The sequence below is a fragment of the Neobacillus sp. SRL179 genome (assembly GCF_984799095.1).
This window is the reverse complement of the sequence record NZ_OZ481792.1, coordinates 3905718-3923178: the sequence shown is the minus strand read 5'-3', so window position 1 is coordinate 3923178 and position 17461 is coordinate 3905718. Positions and strand designations below refer to the sequence as shown.

Below are 17461 nucleotides of genomic sequence, written 5' to 3'. Positions count from 1 at the left end.
TTTATCCAACAAACCTCATAATCCGACATATTTCTCAGGAAATTTCCAAAAGACCAAAAGAATTGTCGAGCGGTTTATTGGAGGATTCCCTCATATACTGCGGAATTACTACAATATAAAATGTAGACCGGAGTGGTAGGGATGATAGAATTAGTTGAAAATTTTATAGAAAAATTCTACGAAGCAGGACATGTACTTTCATTAATCCAACAGGCTGATGTGAGGGTCACCATAAAATGCGAGCTGGAAACAGTTCAATTAGAAATTAAACACGGCTCCATCAGTATTCTGCAAAATCATGAAGTTCCACAGGGCAATTACGAAATCCGAGGAAACAAGCAGGCCATGAAACAACTGTTTGAAGGAACGAGTAGACTGCGGGATTTAGAACATCGAGGTCAGCTAAGCATAGCTATGCCGCTTAGAATTACCCTATTGCTAGAATCCCTCTTCTTTTTAACAAAAGCACAGCAAAATTTCGCAAAAGTAATTTAATCAAAGGTATTGACTCGGAATTAAACTTACTGTATTGTTTATTTAAAATATTCAATCAATTGCAACAAATGAATGACATATTCATATCAAGAGCGGCGGAGGGACTGGCCCTTTGAAGCCCGGCAACCGGTTTGAAACACGGTGCTAATTCCAGCAGAGCTAAACACTCTGAGCGATAAGAAGAGCGCACCCCCTCTTCTTAAAGAAGTGGGGGTTATTTCATAAAAGGGAGGAACGAATGTAATGGCAGAAAATCAAAAGAAATATCGCTTTGAAACTTTGAGTGTTCATGGAGGGTTGTCACCAGATCCTGTTACGGGTGCCCGGGCAGTACCAATTTATCAAAATAATGCTTATCAGTTTAAAAATACAGAACATGCGGCCAACTTATTTAGCTTAGCAGAGCCGGGCTACATATACACGAGGATTCATAATCCGACGACCACTGTTTTTGAAGACCGAGTAGCATTATTAGAAGGGGGAGTTGGAGCTTTAGCTGTTGCCAGCGGGATGGCTGCGATTACCCTAGCGATTTTAAACGTTGCTGAAGCTGGTGACGAGATTGTCTCTGCCTCCAATCTATATGGCGGCACCTATAATTTATTGGCCGTTACCTTACCGAAATACGGCATCAATGTAAAATTTGTCGATGCTGAAAATCCGGAAAACTTCCGGGCTGCTATTACCGAAAAAACGAAAGCAGTCTTTGCAGAAACCATCGGAAACCCAAGCTTACGGGTACTCGATATTGAGAAAGTAGCCAATATTGCTCATGAAGCTGGTGTTCCGCTTATTATTGATAATACATTTGCAACACCATACCTGTGCAGACCAATTGAACATGGGGCTGATATTGTTGTCCACTCTGCAACAAAATGGCTTTTAGGGAATGGAACATCAACGGGGGGAGTTATTGTGGATGGCGGTCATTTTGATTGGAATTCCCCTAAATTCCCTGGCTTTACGACACCTGATGAGAGCTATCATGGTCTTGTCTATGCAGAGGCATTAGGCGCTGTTGCTTATATTATTAAAGCACGGGTTCAATTATTACGTGATTTAGGTCCTGCTTTAAGTCCGCAAAATGCCTTCCAGTTTACACTAGGACTGGAAACTCTGCATGTACGGATGAAGGAGCATGTAGCCAATACAAAGGAAGTGGTTGAGTATTTATTAAACCACCCTGCGGTTGAATGGGTCTCTTACCCTGGCCATGCCTCGCACCCTGATAATGAATTAGCCAAAAAGTATTTACCAAAAGGTGCAGGGTCCATGGTAGTGTTTGGAATAAAAGGTGGAAAAGAAGCAGGAGCAAAACTCATCAATTCGTTATCACTTTGGGCACATGTGGCAAATGTTGGGGATGCCAAGAGTTTGATTATCCATCCCGCAAGTACGACCCACCAGCAGTTGGATGCCGATGGGCTTAAAGCAGCCGGGGTAGGAGAAGATTTAATCCGTCTCTCAATTGGAATTGAAAATGTAGAGGATCTCATTGATGACCTCGAAACAGCGATAGAAGCAGCAACAGGTTTAGCTTCATTGAAGGCTAAGGCCTAGGTTTTCCTTCATACATTTATTCGAAAAATGAAGGATTTTTCGTTGACACCTCTTTTTATTAGTGATACGATAATTTTCGTACTATAATTTACTCAAATAATTTAACGTGTTAATTGAATATAAAATGCTGTTTACTCTTATCAAGAGAGGTGGAGGGATGTGCCCGATGAAGCCCGGCAACCGTCAATATTATTATTGAAATGGTGCCAATTCACACAAAGCGTCAGCTTTGGGAGATGGGAGAAAGGATTGTTTTTTTGATGCCTTTCTGCCTCTGCAGAAAGGCATTTTATTTTTCAAAAATAGTAGAATCATTTCCGTTATACAGTCAAACCCTATATTCAAAGAATCTTTCTAAAATTAGGTATTCTAGATAAAAAGTAGGTGAACTAAGTGATTTCAATTAAAAATGCCAGAAAGATATTCCCTACCACAAAAGGTGAACTGAAAGCTGTCGATGATGTAAACCTTGAAATACAAGATGGCGAAATCTTTGGTGTAATTGGTTATAGTGGTGCTGGGAAGAGTACCTTAATCAGAATGCTGAATGGACTGGAACTGCCGACAGAGGGAAGTATTACGGTCGCGGGCCGTGTTATCTCTAAAATTAGGGGAGCGGAACTGCGGAAGGCACGTCAGGAAATCAGCATGATTTTTCAACATTTTAACTTACTTTGGTCCCGAACAGTTAGTCAAAATATTGCCTTTCCGCTTGAAATTGCTGGTGTGAAAGGGCCGCAACGAAAGAAAAAAGTGGCAGAGCTGATTAAGCTGGTTGGTTTAGAAGGACGAGAAAATGCCTATCCCTCAGAGTTGAGCGGCGGGCAAAAGCAAAGGGTAGGAATCGCAAGGGCACTAGCAAATAATCCCAAAGTATTGCTTTGCGATGAAGCAACATCCGCTCTTGATCCGCAAACAACGGATTCTATTTTGGAATTACTGGTCGATATTAATAAGCGCCTCGGCTTAACGATTGTCTTGATTACACATGAAATGCATGTGATTCGAAAAATCTGTCACCGTGTCGCTGTGATGGAAAGCGGTAAGGTAGTGGAACTTGGATCGGTGCTGGATGTTTTTAAAAATCCGCAGCAGCCCATCACGAAACGGTTTGTGCAACAAGTATCGGAACCGGAAGAAACAAAGGAAGCTGCCCAACACCTGTTGGAGCAATATCCTTCAGGACAGATTGTTCAACTAACCTTTATTGGCAAGTCAGCCGAGCAGCCGCTGATTACGAACCTAATCAGGCAGAATAATGTGACCGTTAATATCCTACAAGGGAAGATTTCACAAACCCAAAACGGCTCATATGGTTCCTTATTCATCCACATCGATGGGGATGAAAAGGAAGTAATCGAAGCTGTTGATTACATTCGTTCCCAGCAGGTTGGAGTGGAGGTGGTCACAAATGATTAAACACTATTTACCAAACGTCGATTGGCTGATTATGTGGGAAGAAACAAAAAACACTATTTATATGACGGGGATATCGGTTATTGCTACATTTATTCTTGGTATTATCCTTGGACTAATTCTATTTCTAACCTCAAAAGGGAATCTGTGGGAAAATAAACCGGTTAATACGATTATTGGGGCAATTGTTAATATCTTCCGCTCAATACCGTTTATTATCCTCATTGTATTGTTAATCCCATTCACAACGTTCTTAATTGGAACTATGATTGGCGAAGATGCAGCATTACCAGCGCTAATCATTGGTGCGGCTCCGTTTTACGCTAGAATGGTCGAAATTGGCCTGCGGGAAATTAATAAAGGTGTCATTGAAGCAGCCAGGTCGATGGGGGCAACAACCGGAACAATAATTTGGAAGGTGTTGCTGCCAGAATCCATGCCTGCACTTATTTCTGGGATTACCGTTACGGCGATTTCATTAGTAGGCTTCACGGCAATGGCGGGTGCGATTGGGGCCGGCGGTTTAGGGAATCTCGCTTACAACTATGGATTCCAACGCGGTCAAAATGACGTAACATTAATTGCTACTGTCATCATTTTACTAATAGTATTTGTGATTCAAGTCATAGGTGATTTTATCACTTCAAAATTAGATAAACGATAAAAGGAGAGGTCAACATGAAAAAATGGTTAACATTACTTTTAGCATTAACATTAGTATTAGCATTAGGTGCTTGTGGGAAATCAGAAGATAAAACAGAAGGTACTAGTGAAAAAAGCAATACAACAGAATTAGTAGTTGGAGCTTCAACCGTACCCCATGCTGAAATTCTTGAAAAGGCAAAACCAATTTTAAAAGAAAAAGGCATTAATTTAACTATTAAAACATTCACTGACTATGTATTACCTAACAAAGCATTAGAATCAAAAGAATTAGATGCAAACTATTTTCAGCATATCCCATACCTTGAATCTCAAAATAAAGAATTTGGTTATGGATTCGTCAATGCCGGCGGTATTCACATTGAGCCAATTGGTGTGTATTCTAAGAAATACAAAAAATTAAGCGACCTTCCAGAAGGAGCCCACTTAATCATGAGCAACTCTGTCGCTGACCATGGACGTCTGTTATCCTTACTTGAAAAAGAAGGCCTCATCAAATTAAAAGATGGCATTGATAAAACAAAAGCTGAGATCAAAGATATTGTTGACAATCCAAAGAAATTAAACTTTGACGCAGACTACGAAGCAAAACTTTTACCTCAAATTTATAACAATGGTGAAGGCGACGCCGTGTTAATCAATTCAAACTATGCGATTGATGGCGGTTTGAATCCTGTTAAAGATTCAATCGCAATTGAAGACAAAGAATCACCATATGTGAACGTGATTGCTGTCCGTAAAGGTGACGAAAATAAAGAAGCAATTAAAACACTAGTAGAAGTTCTTCACTCAAAAGAAATTCAAGATTTCATCCTTGAAAAATATAAAGGTGCGGTTGTTCCAGTATCGGAGTAATATTAAATAGGTAGAAGTAAAAAAAGTCAGTGATTCGGTCACTGGCTTTTTCCTATATCTTGCGGGGGTTATTCATACATGAAAGAGGTCGAATGGGTAAAAATAGAAAGGGTTTTACGCTTTAATATTGTTGGAAATGAAGCAAAAAATGAGGTATCATTTTATTCAGGTGCTTTTTTAATTTATTTTAAATAAAACTGATTTTCACTAAAATTATGTTTTCTATTCTCATTTAGCACTTGCTTATTGAAAATACCCCTATGTTTTTACTGTTTAGGAGTTGCTTATACATTTCATTTGTTATAAGATTGTAATGAGAATAAAATGAGAATATAGGATCTCGACCTACTAGGTCTACAAGATACAACACTTTCTTTTCGGAGGTATTTAATATGGCTGGATCAACTTTAACGATCAAAGATTTACATGTAGCAATTGATGGGAAAGAAATTTTAAAGGGTGTAAACCTTGAGATAAAAGGTGGCGAAATCCACGCGATCATGGGACCAAATGGTACTGGTAAATCTACTTTATCATCTGCTATTATGGGACATCCAAAATATGAAGTAACAAGCGGTACGATTGAATTAGATGGACAAAATGTCCTTGAAATGGAAGTTGATGAACGCGCTCGCGCCGGTCTATTCTTAGCGATGCAATATCCAAGTGAGATTAACGGCGTTACCAATGCCGATTTTTTACGTTCAGCCATTAATAGCCGTTTAGGCGAAGGCAATGAAATTTCTCTTATGAAATTCATTCGTAAAATGGATAAGCAAATGGAGTTCCTTGAAATGGACCTTGATATGGCACAGCGTTATTTAAACGAAGGCTTCTCCGGCGGTGAGAAAAAACGGAATGAGATTTTGCAATTAATGATGTTGGAACCAAAAATTGCGATTCTTGATGAAATTGACTCCGGACTTGATATTGATGCACTAAAAGTTGTATCAAAAGGAATTAATGAAATGCGCGGCGGAGAGTTCGGCTGCTTAATTATCACCCACTATCAACGTCTGTTAAACTATATTACTCCTGACCATGTGCATGTAATGATGCAAGGCCGTGTTGTGAAATCCGGCGGACCAGAACTTGCACAGCGCTTAGAAGCGGAAGGTTATGAAGGGCTTAAGAAAGAGCTTGGAATTGAAGATGAAACAGTAGAGCAAGAAGCGTAAGCGTTAGTTAGGAGGATTACCATGACAACTGAAACAAAATTACCATTTGATAAGGGTTTTCTTAGCTCATTCTCAAAGGAGATGAGCGAGCCTGCTTGGTTTGAAAAGCTTCGACTCACGGCATTAGAGCAATTCAATGAACTGCCGATGCCTAAACCAGATAAAACGAAAATTGATAAATGGAACTTTGTTAATTTTCTTAAGCATACGGTAACGAGTGCTCCTTATGCTTCAATTGCTGAACTTCCTGAAGAAGTAAAAGCGCTTGTAGATGTCGATGCTAAAGAGCAAAATTTATATATCCAGCGGAATCAAACTCCTGCATTACTGACATTATCAGACAATCTTAAGAAACAGGGAGTTATTTTTACTGATATTTTTACTGCACTTAAAGAGCATGGGGATATTATTAAAAAATATTACATGACACAAGCCATTAATGCCGATGAACACCGTCTAACGGCCCTTCATACAGCGCTTGTAAATGGTGGGGTATTCTTATATGTTCCAAAAAACGTGGAAATCACTGAACCAATTCAAGCTGTCTTTGTTCAGGATGATGCTGAAGCTAATTTATTTAATCACGTTTTAGTGGTTGCAGAAGATAATAGCTCCGTCACATATGTCGAAAACTACATTTCCACAGTGGAAACATCCGATACACTAGCAAATATTTTGACAGAAGTGATTGCAAACACGAATGCAAGAGTTCAATATGGTGCAGTCGACCACCTTGCTAAAGGTGTAACAACCTATGTAAACCGCCGCGGTGTAGCCGGAAGAGACGCTGCAATTGAGTGGGCGCTTGGGCTTATGAACGAAGGAAACACGATCTCAGACAATACCACAAACTTAATTGGGGATGGTTCTTCAGGAGATACCAAAACGGTTGTGGTTGGACGTGGAGATCAAACAGAGAACTTTACCACTCAAGTGGTTCATTTTGGAAAAAATACACAAGGTAATATTTTGAACCATGGTGTTGTGAAGGAAAGTGCTACTTTAATCTTTAATGGAATTGGTAAAATTGAACATGGGGCATCTAAATCGGATGCAGAACAAACATCACGGGTGTTAATGCTTAGTGAGAAAGCTCGCGGTGATGCCAACCCAGCCTTGCTAATTGATGAAGATGATGTAATGGCAGGACACGCGGCTTCTGTTGGCCGTGTTGACCCCGTTCAGCTTTACTATTTAATGAGCCGAGGTATTCCGCAGGTAGAGGCTGAGCGTCTAGTCATCCATGGATTTTTAGCACCAGTAGTAAATCAGCTTCCAATTGAAAAAGTGAAGCAGCAATTAACTGAAGTGATTGAAAGGAAAGTACGCTAATGAATATCCAAGATATTCGTAACCAGTTTCCAATCCTTAATCAAGACGTTAATGGGCACCCCTTGGTATACTTGGATAGTTCGGCAACATCTCAAAAGCCCATCCAAGTAATTGAGACGGTTGAAAAATACTATCGCGAAATTAATTCCAATGTTCATCGTGGTGTGCATACATTAGGAACAAAAGCTACTGATGCATACGAAGGGGCACGGGAAAAGGTTCGTAAATTTATCAATGCGAAATCAATCCAAGAAGTGATTTTTACCAGAGGAACAACGACTTCTATAAACACAGTGGCAGCAAGCTATGCTGCGGCAAATTTAAACGAGGGCGATGAAATCGTCATTACTTATATGGAGCACCACAGTAATATTATTCCTTGGCAGCAAGTAGCCAAACGGACAGGTGCACAATTAAAATATATTCAGCTCCAAGAAGATGGAACTATCTCATTAGATGAAGTCAGAGCAACGGTTACCTCTAAAACGAAGATTGTCTCCGTTGTCCAGGTGTCTAATGTCCTTGGTGTCATCAATCCTGTAAAGGAAATCGCTCAGATTGCCCATGAGAATGGCGCTATCATGGTAGTGGATGGAGCACAAAGTGCACCACACATGAAAATAGATGTTCAAGACCTTGATTGTGATTTTCTAGCTTTTTCCGGACATAAAATGTGTGGTCCTACCGGTATTGGGGTACTTTATGGAAAGAAACACTTGCTTGAAAACATGGAGCCGATTGAATTTGGCGGTGAAATGATCGATTTCGTTCATTTGTATGAATCAACTTGGAAAGAGCTCCCGTGGAAGTTTGAGGCGGGTACTCCAATCATTGCTGGTGCAATTGGACTTGGTGCGGCCATTGACTTTTTAAATGAAATTGGCCTCGACAATATTGCAGAGCATGATCATAAACTTGCTGCCTATGCGTTAGAAAAAATGTCAGCTGTTGACGGTATGTCTATTTATGGTCCACTCGACCCGGCCAAACGGACGGGAATGGTCACCTTCAATATTACGGATGTTCATCCCCATGATGTGGCCACTGTATTGGATGCTGAAGGGATTGCCGTACGGGCTGGACACCATTGTGCACAACCGTTGATGAAATGGCTAAACGTTTCGGCAACAGCGCGTGCAAGCTTTTATTTATATAATACTGAAGAGGATATTGATAAACTCGTTGAAGGGCTTGTCAAAACAAAGGAGTATTTCAGCGATGTCTTCTAATAATTTAGATCAACTTTACCGACGCGTCATCATGGATCACTATAAAAAGCCTCGTAATCGCGGCATTTTAGAAAATGGCAGTCATACTATTAATATGAATAACCCAACTTGCGGTGACCGGATCCAATTAACATTTAACGTAGAAGATGGAATTGTGAAGGATGCCATGTTTGAAGGGGAAGGCTGTTCCATTTCCATGTCATCTGCCTCAATGATGACCCAAGCGATTAAAGGAAAAAAGGTTGAAGATGCAATTAAGTTATCAGAAATATTTTCTGACATGATGTTAGGAAAAGAGCACGATGATTCCATTGATTTAGGGGATATTGAAGCACTACAGGGTGTTTCAAAATTTCCAGCTAGAATTAAATGCGCCACATTAGCGTGGAAGGCAATGGAAAAGGGATTGAAAGAAGAGGAACAACAGTAAAATTGAAAAAGCGGGTAGAGAGATCTCAATCTCTTTAGTGCCCTTGCTCAAAGCGATGCAAAGCATGGGCACAAACGCTTTTCAAATAAGGAGGAATACGACGATGGCGAAAAAAATGCCTGAGATCGGTGATTATAAATATGGCTTTGCCGATAAAGACGTTTCCATATTCCGTTCAAAACGTGGTTTAACACGTGAAATTGTGGAAGAAATATCAAAAATGAAAAATGAACCACAGTGGATGCTGGATTTCCGCTTAAAGTCATTAGACATTTTTTATAGTAAACCAATGCCACAATGGGGCGGGGACCTGAATTCATTGAACTTCGACGAAATCACTTACTATGTGAAACCATCTGAGAAGTCCGAAAAATCTTGGGATGAAGTACCTGAAGAAATTAAGGCAACATTTGATAAGCTAGGCATTCCTGAAGCGGAACAAAAATATCTTGCTGGGGTGTCTGCACAATATGAATCAGAGGTTGTTTACCACAATATGAAGGAAGACCTTGAAGCACTTGGAATCGTATTTAAGGATACAGATTCTGCTTTAAGAGAGAATGAAGACATTTTCCGCGAGCATTTTGGAAAAACTATTCCACCAACAGATAACAAGTTTGCTGCCTTGAATTCTGCTGTATGGTCTGGCGGTTCATTCATATATGTTCCAAAAGGTGTGAAAGTTGATACACCTCTCCAAGCCTATTTCCGGATTAACTCTGAAAACATGGGCCAATTTGAGCGTACTTTAATCATTGTGGATGAAGGCGCGTCTGTACATTATGTTGAAGGCTGTACGGCACCGGTTTATACAACCAACTCACTCCACAGTGCTGTTGTTGAAATTGTTATTAAGAAGGATGCCTACTGCCGTTATACAACGATTCAAAACTGGGCGAACAACGTGTATAACCTTGTAACGAAACGTGCGGTTTGTGAGGCAAACGCGACAATGGAATGGATTGATGGAAACATTGGTTCTAAATTAACGATGAAATATCCTGCTGTTATCTTAAAAGGTGAAGGCGCACGCGGAATGACTTTATCCATTGCCATTGCAGGTACTGGTCAGCATCAGGATGCTGGAGCAAAAATGATCCATTTAGCTCCTAATACCTCTTCCACCATTGTATCTAAGTCGATTGCGAAGCATGGCGGTAAGGTAACCTACCGCGGCCAGGTTCATTTTGGCCGGAAAGCCGATGGAGCTCGTTCTAATATCGAGTGTGATACTTTGATTATGGATAACCAATCAACTTCGGATACGATACCATACAACGAGATTTTGAACGATAATATCTCATTGGAACACGAAGCAAAGGTATCGAAAGTATCTGAAGAGCAGCTTTTCTACTTGATGAGCCGCGGTATTTCAGAGCAAGAAGCAACTGAAATGATCGTTATGGGCTTTATCGAGCCATTTACAAAAGAATTACCAATGGAATATGCCGTTGAAATGAACCGTCTCATCAAGTTCGAGATGGAAGGTTCAATCGGTTAATAAGATATTAAATTGTACCCGCATGCTGTGATGGCTTGCGGGTATTTTATATTGATAGGCGAGTTTTTTTGAGGAAACTCAATGATATAAAATGCTATTATTAGGTACGGAGGTGAATGTTTTGATCTATATTGGCCTAACCGGCTGGGGCGACCATGACAGCTTGTACCCGGGTCCTATTTCTTCAAGGGATAAATTAAAGGAATATGCAGGTCATTTTCCAACAGTGGAAGTCGACACAGCTTTTTATGCGATCCAACCGAAACGTAATGCCGAGAAGTGGGTCAAGGAAACGCCAGAGACCTTTCAGTTCATCGTAAAAGCATATCAAGGAATGACCGGACATCAACGTGGTGAAATACCCTTTGACTCCAAACAAGCCATGTTTCAGGCCTTTAAAGACTCCTTGGAGCCGTACATAGAAAAAGGGAAATTAGCGATGGTCTTGTTCCAATTTCCGCCCTGGTTTGCTTGTGTGCGGGAAAATGTCGATTATTTAAGATGGTGCAGGACTGTTATGGGTGATATTCCATGTGCTCTCGAATTTAGGCATCAATCATGGTTCCTGCCTGCCTATCGTCAACAAACCCTCGATTTTATGAAGACTGAAAAGTGGATTCATAGTATTTGTGATGAGCCGCAATCGGGGGAAGGGTCTGTGCCGACGGTATTACAAACAACCGATACAGATAAGGTTCTTGTAAGATTTCATGGACGCAATGTTCATGGCTGGCAGAAGCGGACGGCCGAGAATTGGCGTGAGGTTCGATATCTGTATCGATATAATTCCCGTGAACTTCAGGAGTGGGCTACTTACATAAAAGAATTAGTTCAGGAGAGTAAAGATGTGTACCTCCTGTTTAATAATAATTCTGGAGGGGATGCGGCAGATAATGCCAAGGAAATGATTAATCTCCTGCAAATAGAGTATAAAGGGCTTGCCCCTAGGCAGCTTGATTTATTTTAATAAAGTCTATTCTAGACATATAGAAAGGTGAAACACCTATGGAATGGGTTATTTTAATTGTAATAGGGATTGCGGCAAGTTCGGTGGGTTCGTTGATTGGAATGGGGGGAGGAATTATTGTAGTTCCTGCCCTGCTGTACTTAGGGACATTATCAACATTTAATCATCTTACTCCTCAGATTGTGGTGGGGACTTCACTGTTTACGATGATTTTTACTGGTTTGTCTTCAACTTTAGCTTATATGAAGCATAAAACAGTTGATTATGAAAGTGGATTGATTTTTCTAATCGGAAGCGGTCCTGGGAGTATCTTAGGCGCTTGGGTAACGGAGAAGTTAGCGTTAGACTCGTTTAATTTGTATTTTGGGCTGTTTATGCTCTTAGTTTCGGCTGTATTGGTGATCAAAGATAAATTAAAGCCGCTTCCCTACAGGAAAGAAAAGGGGATTGTCCGCACGTTTACCGATAATAGCGGGACAACCTTTGAGTATGGTTTTAATCCTATATTAGGTGTAATCATTGCCTTCGTTGTCGGCTTTTTATCAGGGATTTTTGGAATTGGCGGCGGATCGCTGATGGTTCCAACGATGATTTTATTATTCTTTTTCCCTCCGCATGTGGCCACAGCCACTTCGATGTTTATGATTCTGCCCACTTCGATTTTAAGCTCGATCACACATATTGCTTTAGGTAATGTAAATTGGCTTTATGCACTGGCACTAATACCTGGGGCCTGGATGGGGGCAAAAATCGGGGTATTTTTAAACACCAAATTAAAAAGTAAAACAATTGTGTTCATTATTAGGACAATCTTAGTGATTGTTGGAGTTCGGTTAATTTATCAAGGAATGGCAGGGTAAAATAAGCATATGGAAACAATTCAAATTTATCATACAAATGATCTTCACAGTCACTTAGAAAATTGGCCAAGAATTCAGCAGTTCCTAAAAAATGAATTAGAGAAGTCCAAAGAAATGGGGGACGATGTTTTTCTTTTTGATATTGGGGATTTCATTGACCGTTGGCACCCATTGACTGAAGCGACAAAGGGACTTGGGAATATTGATCTTTTGAATGAGAGTCATTATACAGCAGTCACGATAGGGAATAATGAAGGCATTAACCTCCCGCATCAAGATTTGAATCACCTTTACGACGATGCCGATTTTGATGTGATTCTTGCCAATTTATATAACAGCAATGGAAGTTATCCTGAATGGGTAAAACCATATAAGATTTATTTTACAAAAAAGGGAACTCGTGTTGCGGTTATCGGTCTTACGGCAAATTTTTCACGTTTATATGAATTGCTAGGCTGGAAACTGACGGATCCGTTAGTAGAGCTGCAAAAGGTGATGGAATTAGTAAGGCAAGAAGCGGACGTCATTATCTTACTATCCCATCTTGGCATTCGTGATGATGAACAAATTGCTGCCCAATTCCCTGACATTGATGTAATCTTAGGCGCCCACACCCATCACTTCCTTGAAAGAGGAAAACTAGTCAATCACACTCTTCTGGGGGCAGCCGGAAAGTATGGCTATTATGTGGGTCAAATGACCCTCCACCTAGAAGGCAAAAAGGTTATTAGGAAAGAAGCCGTTCTATACGACACAAAGGAGATTTACTCTCCAACAAACGAGCTGGAGCAAGTCAATCATTATATAACGGAGGGCAAGAAATTATTAAGCCAGCATGTGACTACCCTTAGTGAGCCATTGGTACACAGCGCATTTCGAGAAACAAATTTTTCCCTTTTGTTATGCAGGTCATTAAGACAATGGTGCCAGGCCGATTGTGCGATGATTAATGCGGGTCTACTGTTGGGGACATTATCGGGCAAAGTGACCGAGTATGATGTGCTGTCTGTTTGTCCACACCCGATTAATCCTTGTTTAGTAGAACTGACGGGAAGAGAACTCCAAAGTATCATCGAGCAATCCACAGACGAAGCCCTACACAATAGGGAAATAAAAGGTCTCGGTTTTAGAGGTACGGTTTTAGGAATTTTTGTTTATGATGGTATTTGTTTTGAAGAAAATCGAATTTTGATTAATGACCATGAAGTAGAGGATGATCGGAACTACACACTTGCCCTACCGGATATGTTTACGTTTGGACATTTTTTCCAGGATGTTTTGCCATTAAAAGAAAAGAATTATTTTCTGCCAGAATTCCTACGTGACCTGTTAAAATGGAAACTAAAGAGCACTAATTAGCCTGTCACACTATCTTTCCTACAATCATAATGTGATTAGTAAGGAAAGGAGTGTAGAACCTTGATTGAACTTAAACCAGTCGAAATTAATGGCCATACCTTCTTGGCTGTTACGGTGTTATTACCCAAAACCACATTATTAGCGGTGACTAGTGATAAAGGATATATTATGTGCGGCGCGTTAGATATAGGCTTGTTAAATGAAAAATTAAAGGACCGCAAAATTATAGCTGGCCGGGCTGTCGGGGTCAGAACGATTGAACAGCTTCTCAATGCCCCGTTAGAGTCAGTAACATGGGAGGCTGAGGAATTAGGCATCTCACAGGGCATGATCGGGAAAGATGCATTGCTAAAAATGGTATAAAAGCTTGCTGATATAGCAGGCTTTTTTTATTTGTTCTTTTCTAAAAGTTTTTTGCTATTTTAGATTCGCTGATAAAATTGAAAATACGCTGATATATTGTTAAATTCGCTGATATTTCAGATTAACCTGCTAATTGCCGCTCTCTACTTCGGAATACCTTGACTCTTACTGGAGTTTACGGTTTTTTATGGGCTAGACCATCTTTTCAGCGCATACATATAGCATGAAGGGGTGATTCTTTTGGCAAAGTTTCGCAGAAGGTTACGAAAGCGAGGGCCGCTGCCTTTCCGTTATGTGATGCTGTTATCATTTGTTTTTTTTCTGCTATCAACTGCTGTTGGGATATGGGTCGTTAATAAAGGACTCGAGCCAAACTTAATGAGATATGCTGAATCGGAGACGCGTAATATTGCCTCCATTGTCATCAACCGAGCGGTAACTAAGCGGACCACCAATGTGGGGGAAAATAATCAAGTCATAAAAATCTCGCCCGGCAGCAATGGAAAAGGACAAAATGCTCAATTGAATACGGATTTAATCAACCGGGTATTGGCTGAAACAACTGCCCAGATTCAAAAGAACTTAAAAACGGCGAAGAAGGGTGATATTGCCTCATTAGAAACAGATGTGGAGATTGAAACAGAGGATACCGGCAAAGAGGATGGAATTGTCTGGTATGTGCCGTTGGGGCAGGCAACCAATATCTCATTATTGGGGAATATTGGTCCTAAAATTCCAGTTAAATTTCATGCCATCGGTGAAGTGGAGCCAGATGTGCATATTGATACGAAAGAAATGGGCATCAATAATACGTGGGTGCAGGTTTCGGTTGAAATAGAAGTTTCGGTGCAAATTATTACCCCTTTTGCGACAAAAATTACGAAGCTGAAACAAAGTATTCCGGTAGGTGGTTCACTGGTTGAAGGTGAGGTTCCCCAATTTTATAACAGTGGAGGGGGGATTACCCCATCGATTCAGGTTCCTGAAAAGAAAACGGAAACTAAAAAGTCAGGAGATTAAACAAAGATGTCCCAAAATACTGTGTCAGACCTCTGGAAATAAAGATCCTTGCGGGAGGTCCGACCCATTTGGGACATCCTCTATTTTTTCTTTTTCATATAAAACCGTTCAATTCGCTTCCATTTTGCTAAATGAGGGTATGGATCAAAGGACCATTCTGTCACTCCATTATCTTTGTACATCCCATAATGTAAATGAGGTGGGAATTTCCCTGAGGTCCCTGGCGGCCCGTATCCGGAGCTTCCTACTCCACCGATGACCATCCCTGGTTCTACCACTTGTCCTACCTTCAAATCCTTCGCAAAACCGCTAAGATGGGCTAAATAATGATAGGTATTATTAATGTCACGAATACCGATTCTCCATCCGCCGAACTTGTTCCAGCCTTTCATTTCGATAATGCCATAATTCGTTGCGCGAACCGGTACACCGTAACCCGCAAAGATATCAGTACCTTCGTGGATTCTTCTTCCGCCCCAGCCTCGTGCATCGCCCCAAGTACTTCTATAGCTATGATTACTATATAAAGGGACAGGGAAAACTTGCTTATCTAAATCAAGCCGTCCAAAATGGCGGTAAATTTTGGCTTTTCCCGCTATAATACTAACAGTTTTATCGCGATGATAGTAATTCCATAAGCCAATTTTTAAATTTTCCGGATCAACTCCGTAAGAAAGAAGATAATTTGCAAAAGCATATAATACATCCTCGTCGCTCTTTCGGCTTGCCTTGCCATCACCATTTCCATCCACGCCCATCCCATTAAAAAACTGAATAACGGCAGGGTTTTCTTCTGATGGATTAGGGTTGGTTAACCCAGACCATTTTTCAGGGCTAAAATAAATCCCGGTTATACTATCCGGTTTTGGCAAATCTCTGCGAACTTGCCGGATACTTCTTTCATATTGATCAATGGCCGCTAAATAATACCAAGGAATTTGCGTAACCGTTTCAACCTTTTTATAGAGTTTCATCCTTTCCTGATAGGGATCAGGTACTTCTTCTGCATGAGCATCCCTGACAGACAATGTGGACATAAAGAGTATAAGGATAGTTCCAATAATTAAAACAGCCCGCATCAGGAATCCTCCTTCCAATTAATGTACAAGATTAGTGTGTGATTATTAGACTTTTTCATAATGGTTAATAATTGGAAATCAAAAGAACAGTATTTGTGATGAGTAATGGACAAATATCAATAATTGAATTGCTATTATTTCTAGTGTAGTATGATATAGGAACAAAGAAACACACTTATCATGCATAAAAGGATTTTTAAGGAGTGTTAAAATGAGCAAGAATGAAGAAATTTTACGAAAGCCTGAATGGCTAAAAATAAAGCTTAATACCAATGAGTCCTATACAGGTCTTAAAAAAATGATGCGGGAAAAAAATCTACATACAGTATGTGAAGAAGCAAGATGTCCTAATATTCACGAATGCTGGGCGCAAAGACGTACAGCAACATTTATGATTTTAGGTGATACATGTACCCGTGCATGCCGCTTCTGTGCAGTCAAAACAGGGCTTCCAACGGAACTAGATTGGCAAGAACCAGAAAGAGTAGCAGACTCCGTTCAATTGATGAACTTAAAGCATGTGGTTGTAACAGCAGTAGCAAGGGACGATCTAAAAGATGGCGGGGCAGCCGTATTTGCTGAAACCGTTCGGGCCATCCGCCGTAAAAATCCGTTTACAAGTATAGAAGTACTTCCATCGGATATGGGCGGCAAAGAAGAGAATCTAAAAATGCTCATGGATGCTAAGCCAGATATTTTAAATCATAATATTGAGACCGTTAAAAGGTTAACACCGAGAGTTAGAGCACGGGCTAAATATGATCGTTCCCTTGAGTTCTTGCGCCGTGCAAAAGAAATGCAGCCAAGTATTCCAACTAAATCGAGCTTAATGATTGGCCTTGGTGAAACAAAAGAAGAAATAGTGGAAGTCATGGATGACCTGAGAGCCAATAACGTCGATATCATGACGATAGGCCAATATTTACAGCCTACTAAGAATCACTTGAAAGTGGTTAAGTACTATAGTCCTGACGAATTTAAAGAATTTCAGGAAATCGCAATCAGTAAAGGGTTTAGCCATTGTGAGGCTGGACCGCTTGTTAGGTCCTCTTATCATGCGGATGAACAAGTAAATGCAGCAGCCAAACATAAGCAATTATTAGGTGAAAAAGAAGCAAAAGAAGCCTAACAAAAAAGAGTTCTGCCAATTGGCA

17 protein-coding genes and 2 riboswitches are annotated in these 17461 nt (G+C 40.4%); of the genes, 16 read left to right on the top strand and 1 reads right to left on the bottom strand.

Going from position 1 to position 17461, the window contains the following annotated elements:
• Positions 1-141 precede the first annotated feature (141 nt).
• From AC4E8C_RS19535 to yunB, 15 genes are all read left to right on the top strand, one after another.
• Positions 142-495, top strand: coding sequence for a hypothetical protein (locus tag AC4E8C_RS19535; RefSeq protein ID WP_490208294.1), 354 nt, complete (start codon positions 142-144; stop codon positions 493-495).
• A gap of 80 nt (positions 496-575) precedes the next feature.
• Positions 576-677: riboswitch (SAM riboswitch) on the top strand.
• A 61-nt stretch (positions 678-738) separates the two neighbouring features.
• Positions 739-2055, top strand: a complete 1317-nt coding sequence (locus AC4E8C_RS19530; RefSeq protein WP_490208293.1) for an O-acetylhomoserine aminocarboxypropyltransferase/cysteine synthase family protein — start codon at positions 739-741, stop codon at positions 2053-2055.
• A 134-nt stretch (positions 2056-2189) separates the two neighbouring features.
• Positions 2190-2298: riboswitch (SAM riboswitch) on the top strand.
• A gap of 150 nt (positions 2299-2448) precedes the next feature.
• Positions 2449-3474 carry a methionine ABC transporter ATP-binding protein gene (locus AC4E8C_RS19525; protein WP_490208292.1) on the top strand — a complete coding sequence of 342 codons (1026 nt, stop codon included), beginning with the start codon at positions 2449-2451 and terminating at the stop codon, positions 3472-3474.
• A complete protein-coding gene (locus AC4E8C_RS19520; RefSeq protein WP_490208291.1) occupies positions 3467-4135 on the top strand; it encodes a methionine ABC transporter permease in 669 nt (222 codons plus the stop codon). Before AC4E8C_RS19525 ends, AC4E8C_RS19520 begins: the two co-directional genes overlap by 8 nt.
• Before the next feature lie 14 nt (positions 4136-4149).
• Positions 4150-4989: a MetQ/NlpA family ABC transporter substrate-binding protein gene (locus AC4E8C_RS19515; RefSeq protein ID WP_490208290.1), complete on the top strand. Its 840-nt coding sequence runs from the start codon at positions 4150-4152 to the stop codon at positions 4987-4989.
• A gap of 392 nt (positions 4990-5381) precedes the next feature.
• Positions 5382-6167, top strand: a complete 786-nt coding sequence (gene sufC / locus AC4E8C_RS19510; RefSeq protein ID WP_490208289.1) for a Fe-S cluster assembly ATPase SufC — start codon at positions 5382-5384, stop codon at positions 6165-6167.
• 21 nt (positions 6168-6188) lie between these two features.
• Positions 6189-7499, top strand: coding sequence for a Fe-S cluster assembly protein SufD (gene sufD / locus AC4E8C_RS19505; protein ID WP_490208288.1), 1311 nt, complete (start codon positions 6189-6191; stop codon positions 7497-7499).
• Entirely contained in the window at positions 7499-8728 is a 1230-nt protein-coding gene (locus AC4E8C_RS19500) for a cysteine desulfurase (protein ID WP_490208287.1), read from the top strand. The genes sufD and AC4E8C_RS19500 overlap by 1 nt, the downstream gene beginning before the upstream one ends.
• Positions 8718-9158 (top strand): Fe-S cluster assembly sulfur transfer protein SufU, encoded by a 441-nt coding sequence (gene sufU, locus AC4E8C_RS19495; RefSeq protein ID WP_490208286.1) that lies wholly within the window; start codon positions 8718-8720, stop codon positions 9156-9158. Before AC4E8C_RS19500 ends, sufU begins: the two co-directional genes overlap by 11 nt.
• A gap of 103 nt (positions 9159-9261) precedes the next feature.
• Entirely contained in the window at positions 9262-10659 is a 1398-nt protein-coding gene (gene sufB / locus AC4E8C_RS19490; RefSeq protein ID WP_490208285.1) for a Fe-S cluster assembly protein SufB, read from the top strand.
• 121 nt (positions 10660-10780) lie between these two features.
• Complete coding sequence (locus AC4E8C_RS19485) at positions 10781-11626, top strand: DUF72 domain-containing protein (protein WP_490208284.1); 846 nt, start codon at positions 10781-10783, stop codon at positions 11624-11626.
• A 38-nt stretch (positions 11627-11664) separates the two neighbouring features.
• Positions 11665-12486 carry a sulfite exporter TauE/SafE family protein gene (locus AC4E8C_RS19480; protein WP_490208283.1) on the top strand — a complete coding sequence of 274 codons (822 nt, stop codon included), beginning with the start codon at positions 11665-11667 and terminating at the stop codon, positions 12484-12486.
• Positions 12487-12495: 9 nt separating this feature from the next.
• Positions 12496-13845: a bifunctional metallophosphatase/5'-nucleotidase gene (locus AC4E8C_RS19475; RefSeq protein ID WP_490208282.1), complete on the top strand. Its 1350-nt coding sequence runs from the start codon at positions 12496-12498 to the stop codon at positions 13843-13845.
• 60 nt (positions 13846-13905) lie between these two features.
• The gene (locus tag AC4E8C_RS19470; RefSeq protein WP_490208281.1) at positions 13906-14208 is read left to right on the top strand and encodes a YunC family protein; all 303 of its coding nucleotides are present in this window, start codon (positions 13906-13908) and stop codon (positions 14206-14208) included.
• A gap of 231 nt (positions 14209-14439) precedes the next feature.
• Positions 14440-15228 carry a sporulation protein YunB gene (yunB, locus tag AC4E8C_RS19465; protein ID WP_490208280.1) on the top strand — a complete coding sequence of 263 codons (789 nt, stop codon included), beginning with the start codon at positions 14440-14442 and terminating at the stop codon, positions 15226-15228.
• Between the two features lie 80 nt (positions 15229-15308).
• Here yunB and AC4E8C_RS19460 read toward each other — a convergent pair whose 3' ends face one another.
• Positions 15309-16307 (bottom strand): M23 family metallopeptidase, encoded by a 999-nt coding sequence (locus AC4E8C_RS19460; RefSeq protein ID WP_490208279.1) that lies wholly within the window; start codon positions 16305-16307, stop codon positions 15309-15311.
• A gap of 211 nt (positions 16308-16518) precedes the next feature.
• Between AC4E8C_RS19460 and lipA the strand changes: the two genes are divergently transcribed.
• Positions 16519-17436, top strand: coding sequence for a lipoyl synthase (gene lipA, locus AC4E8C_RS19455; RefSeq protein ID WP_490208278.1), 918 nt, complete (start codon positions 16519-16521; stop codon positions 17434-17436).
• Positions 17437-17461 lie beyond the last annotated feature (25 nt).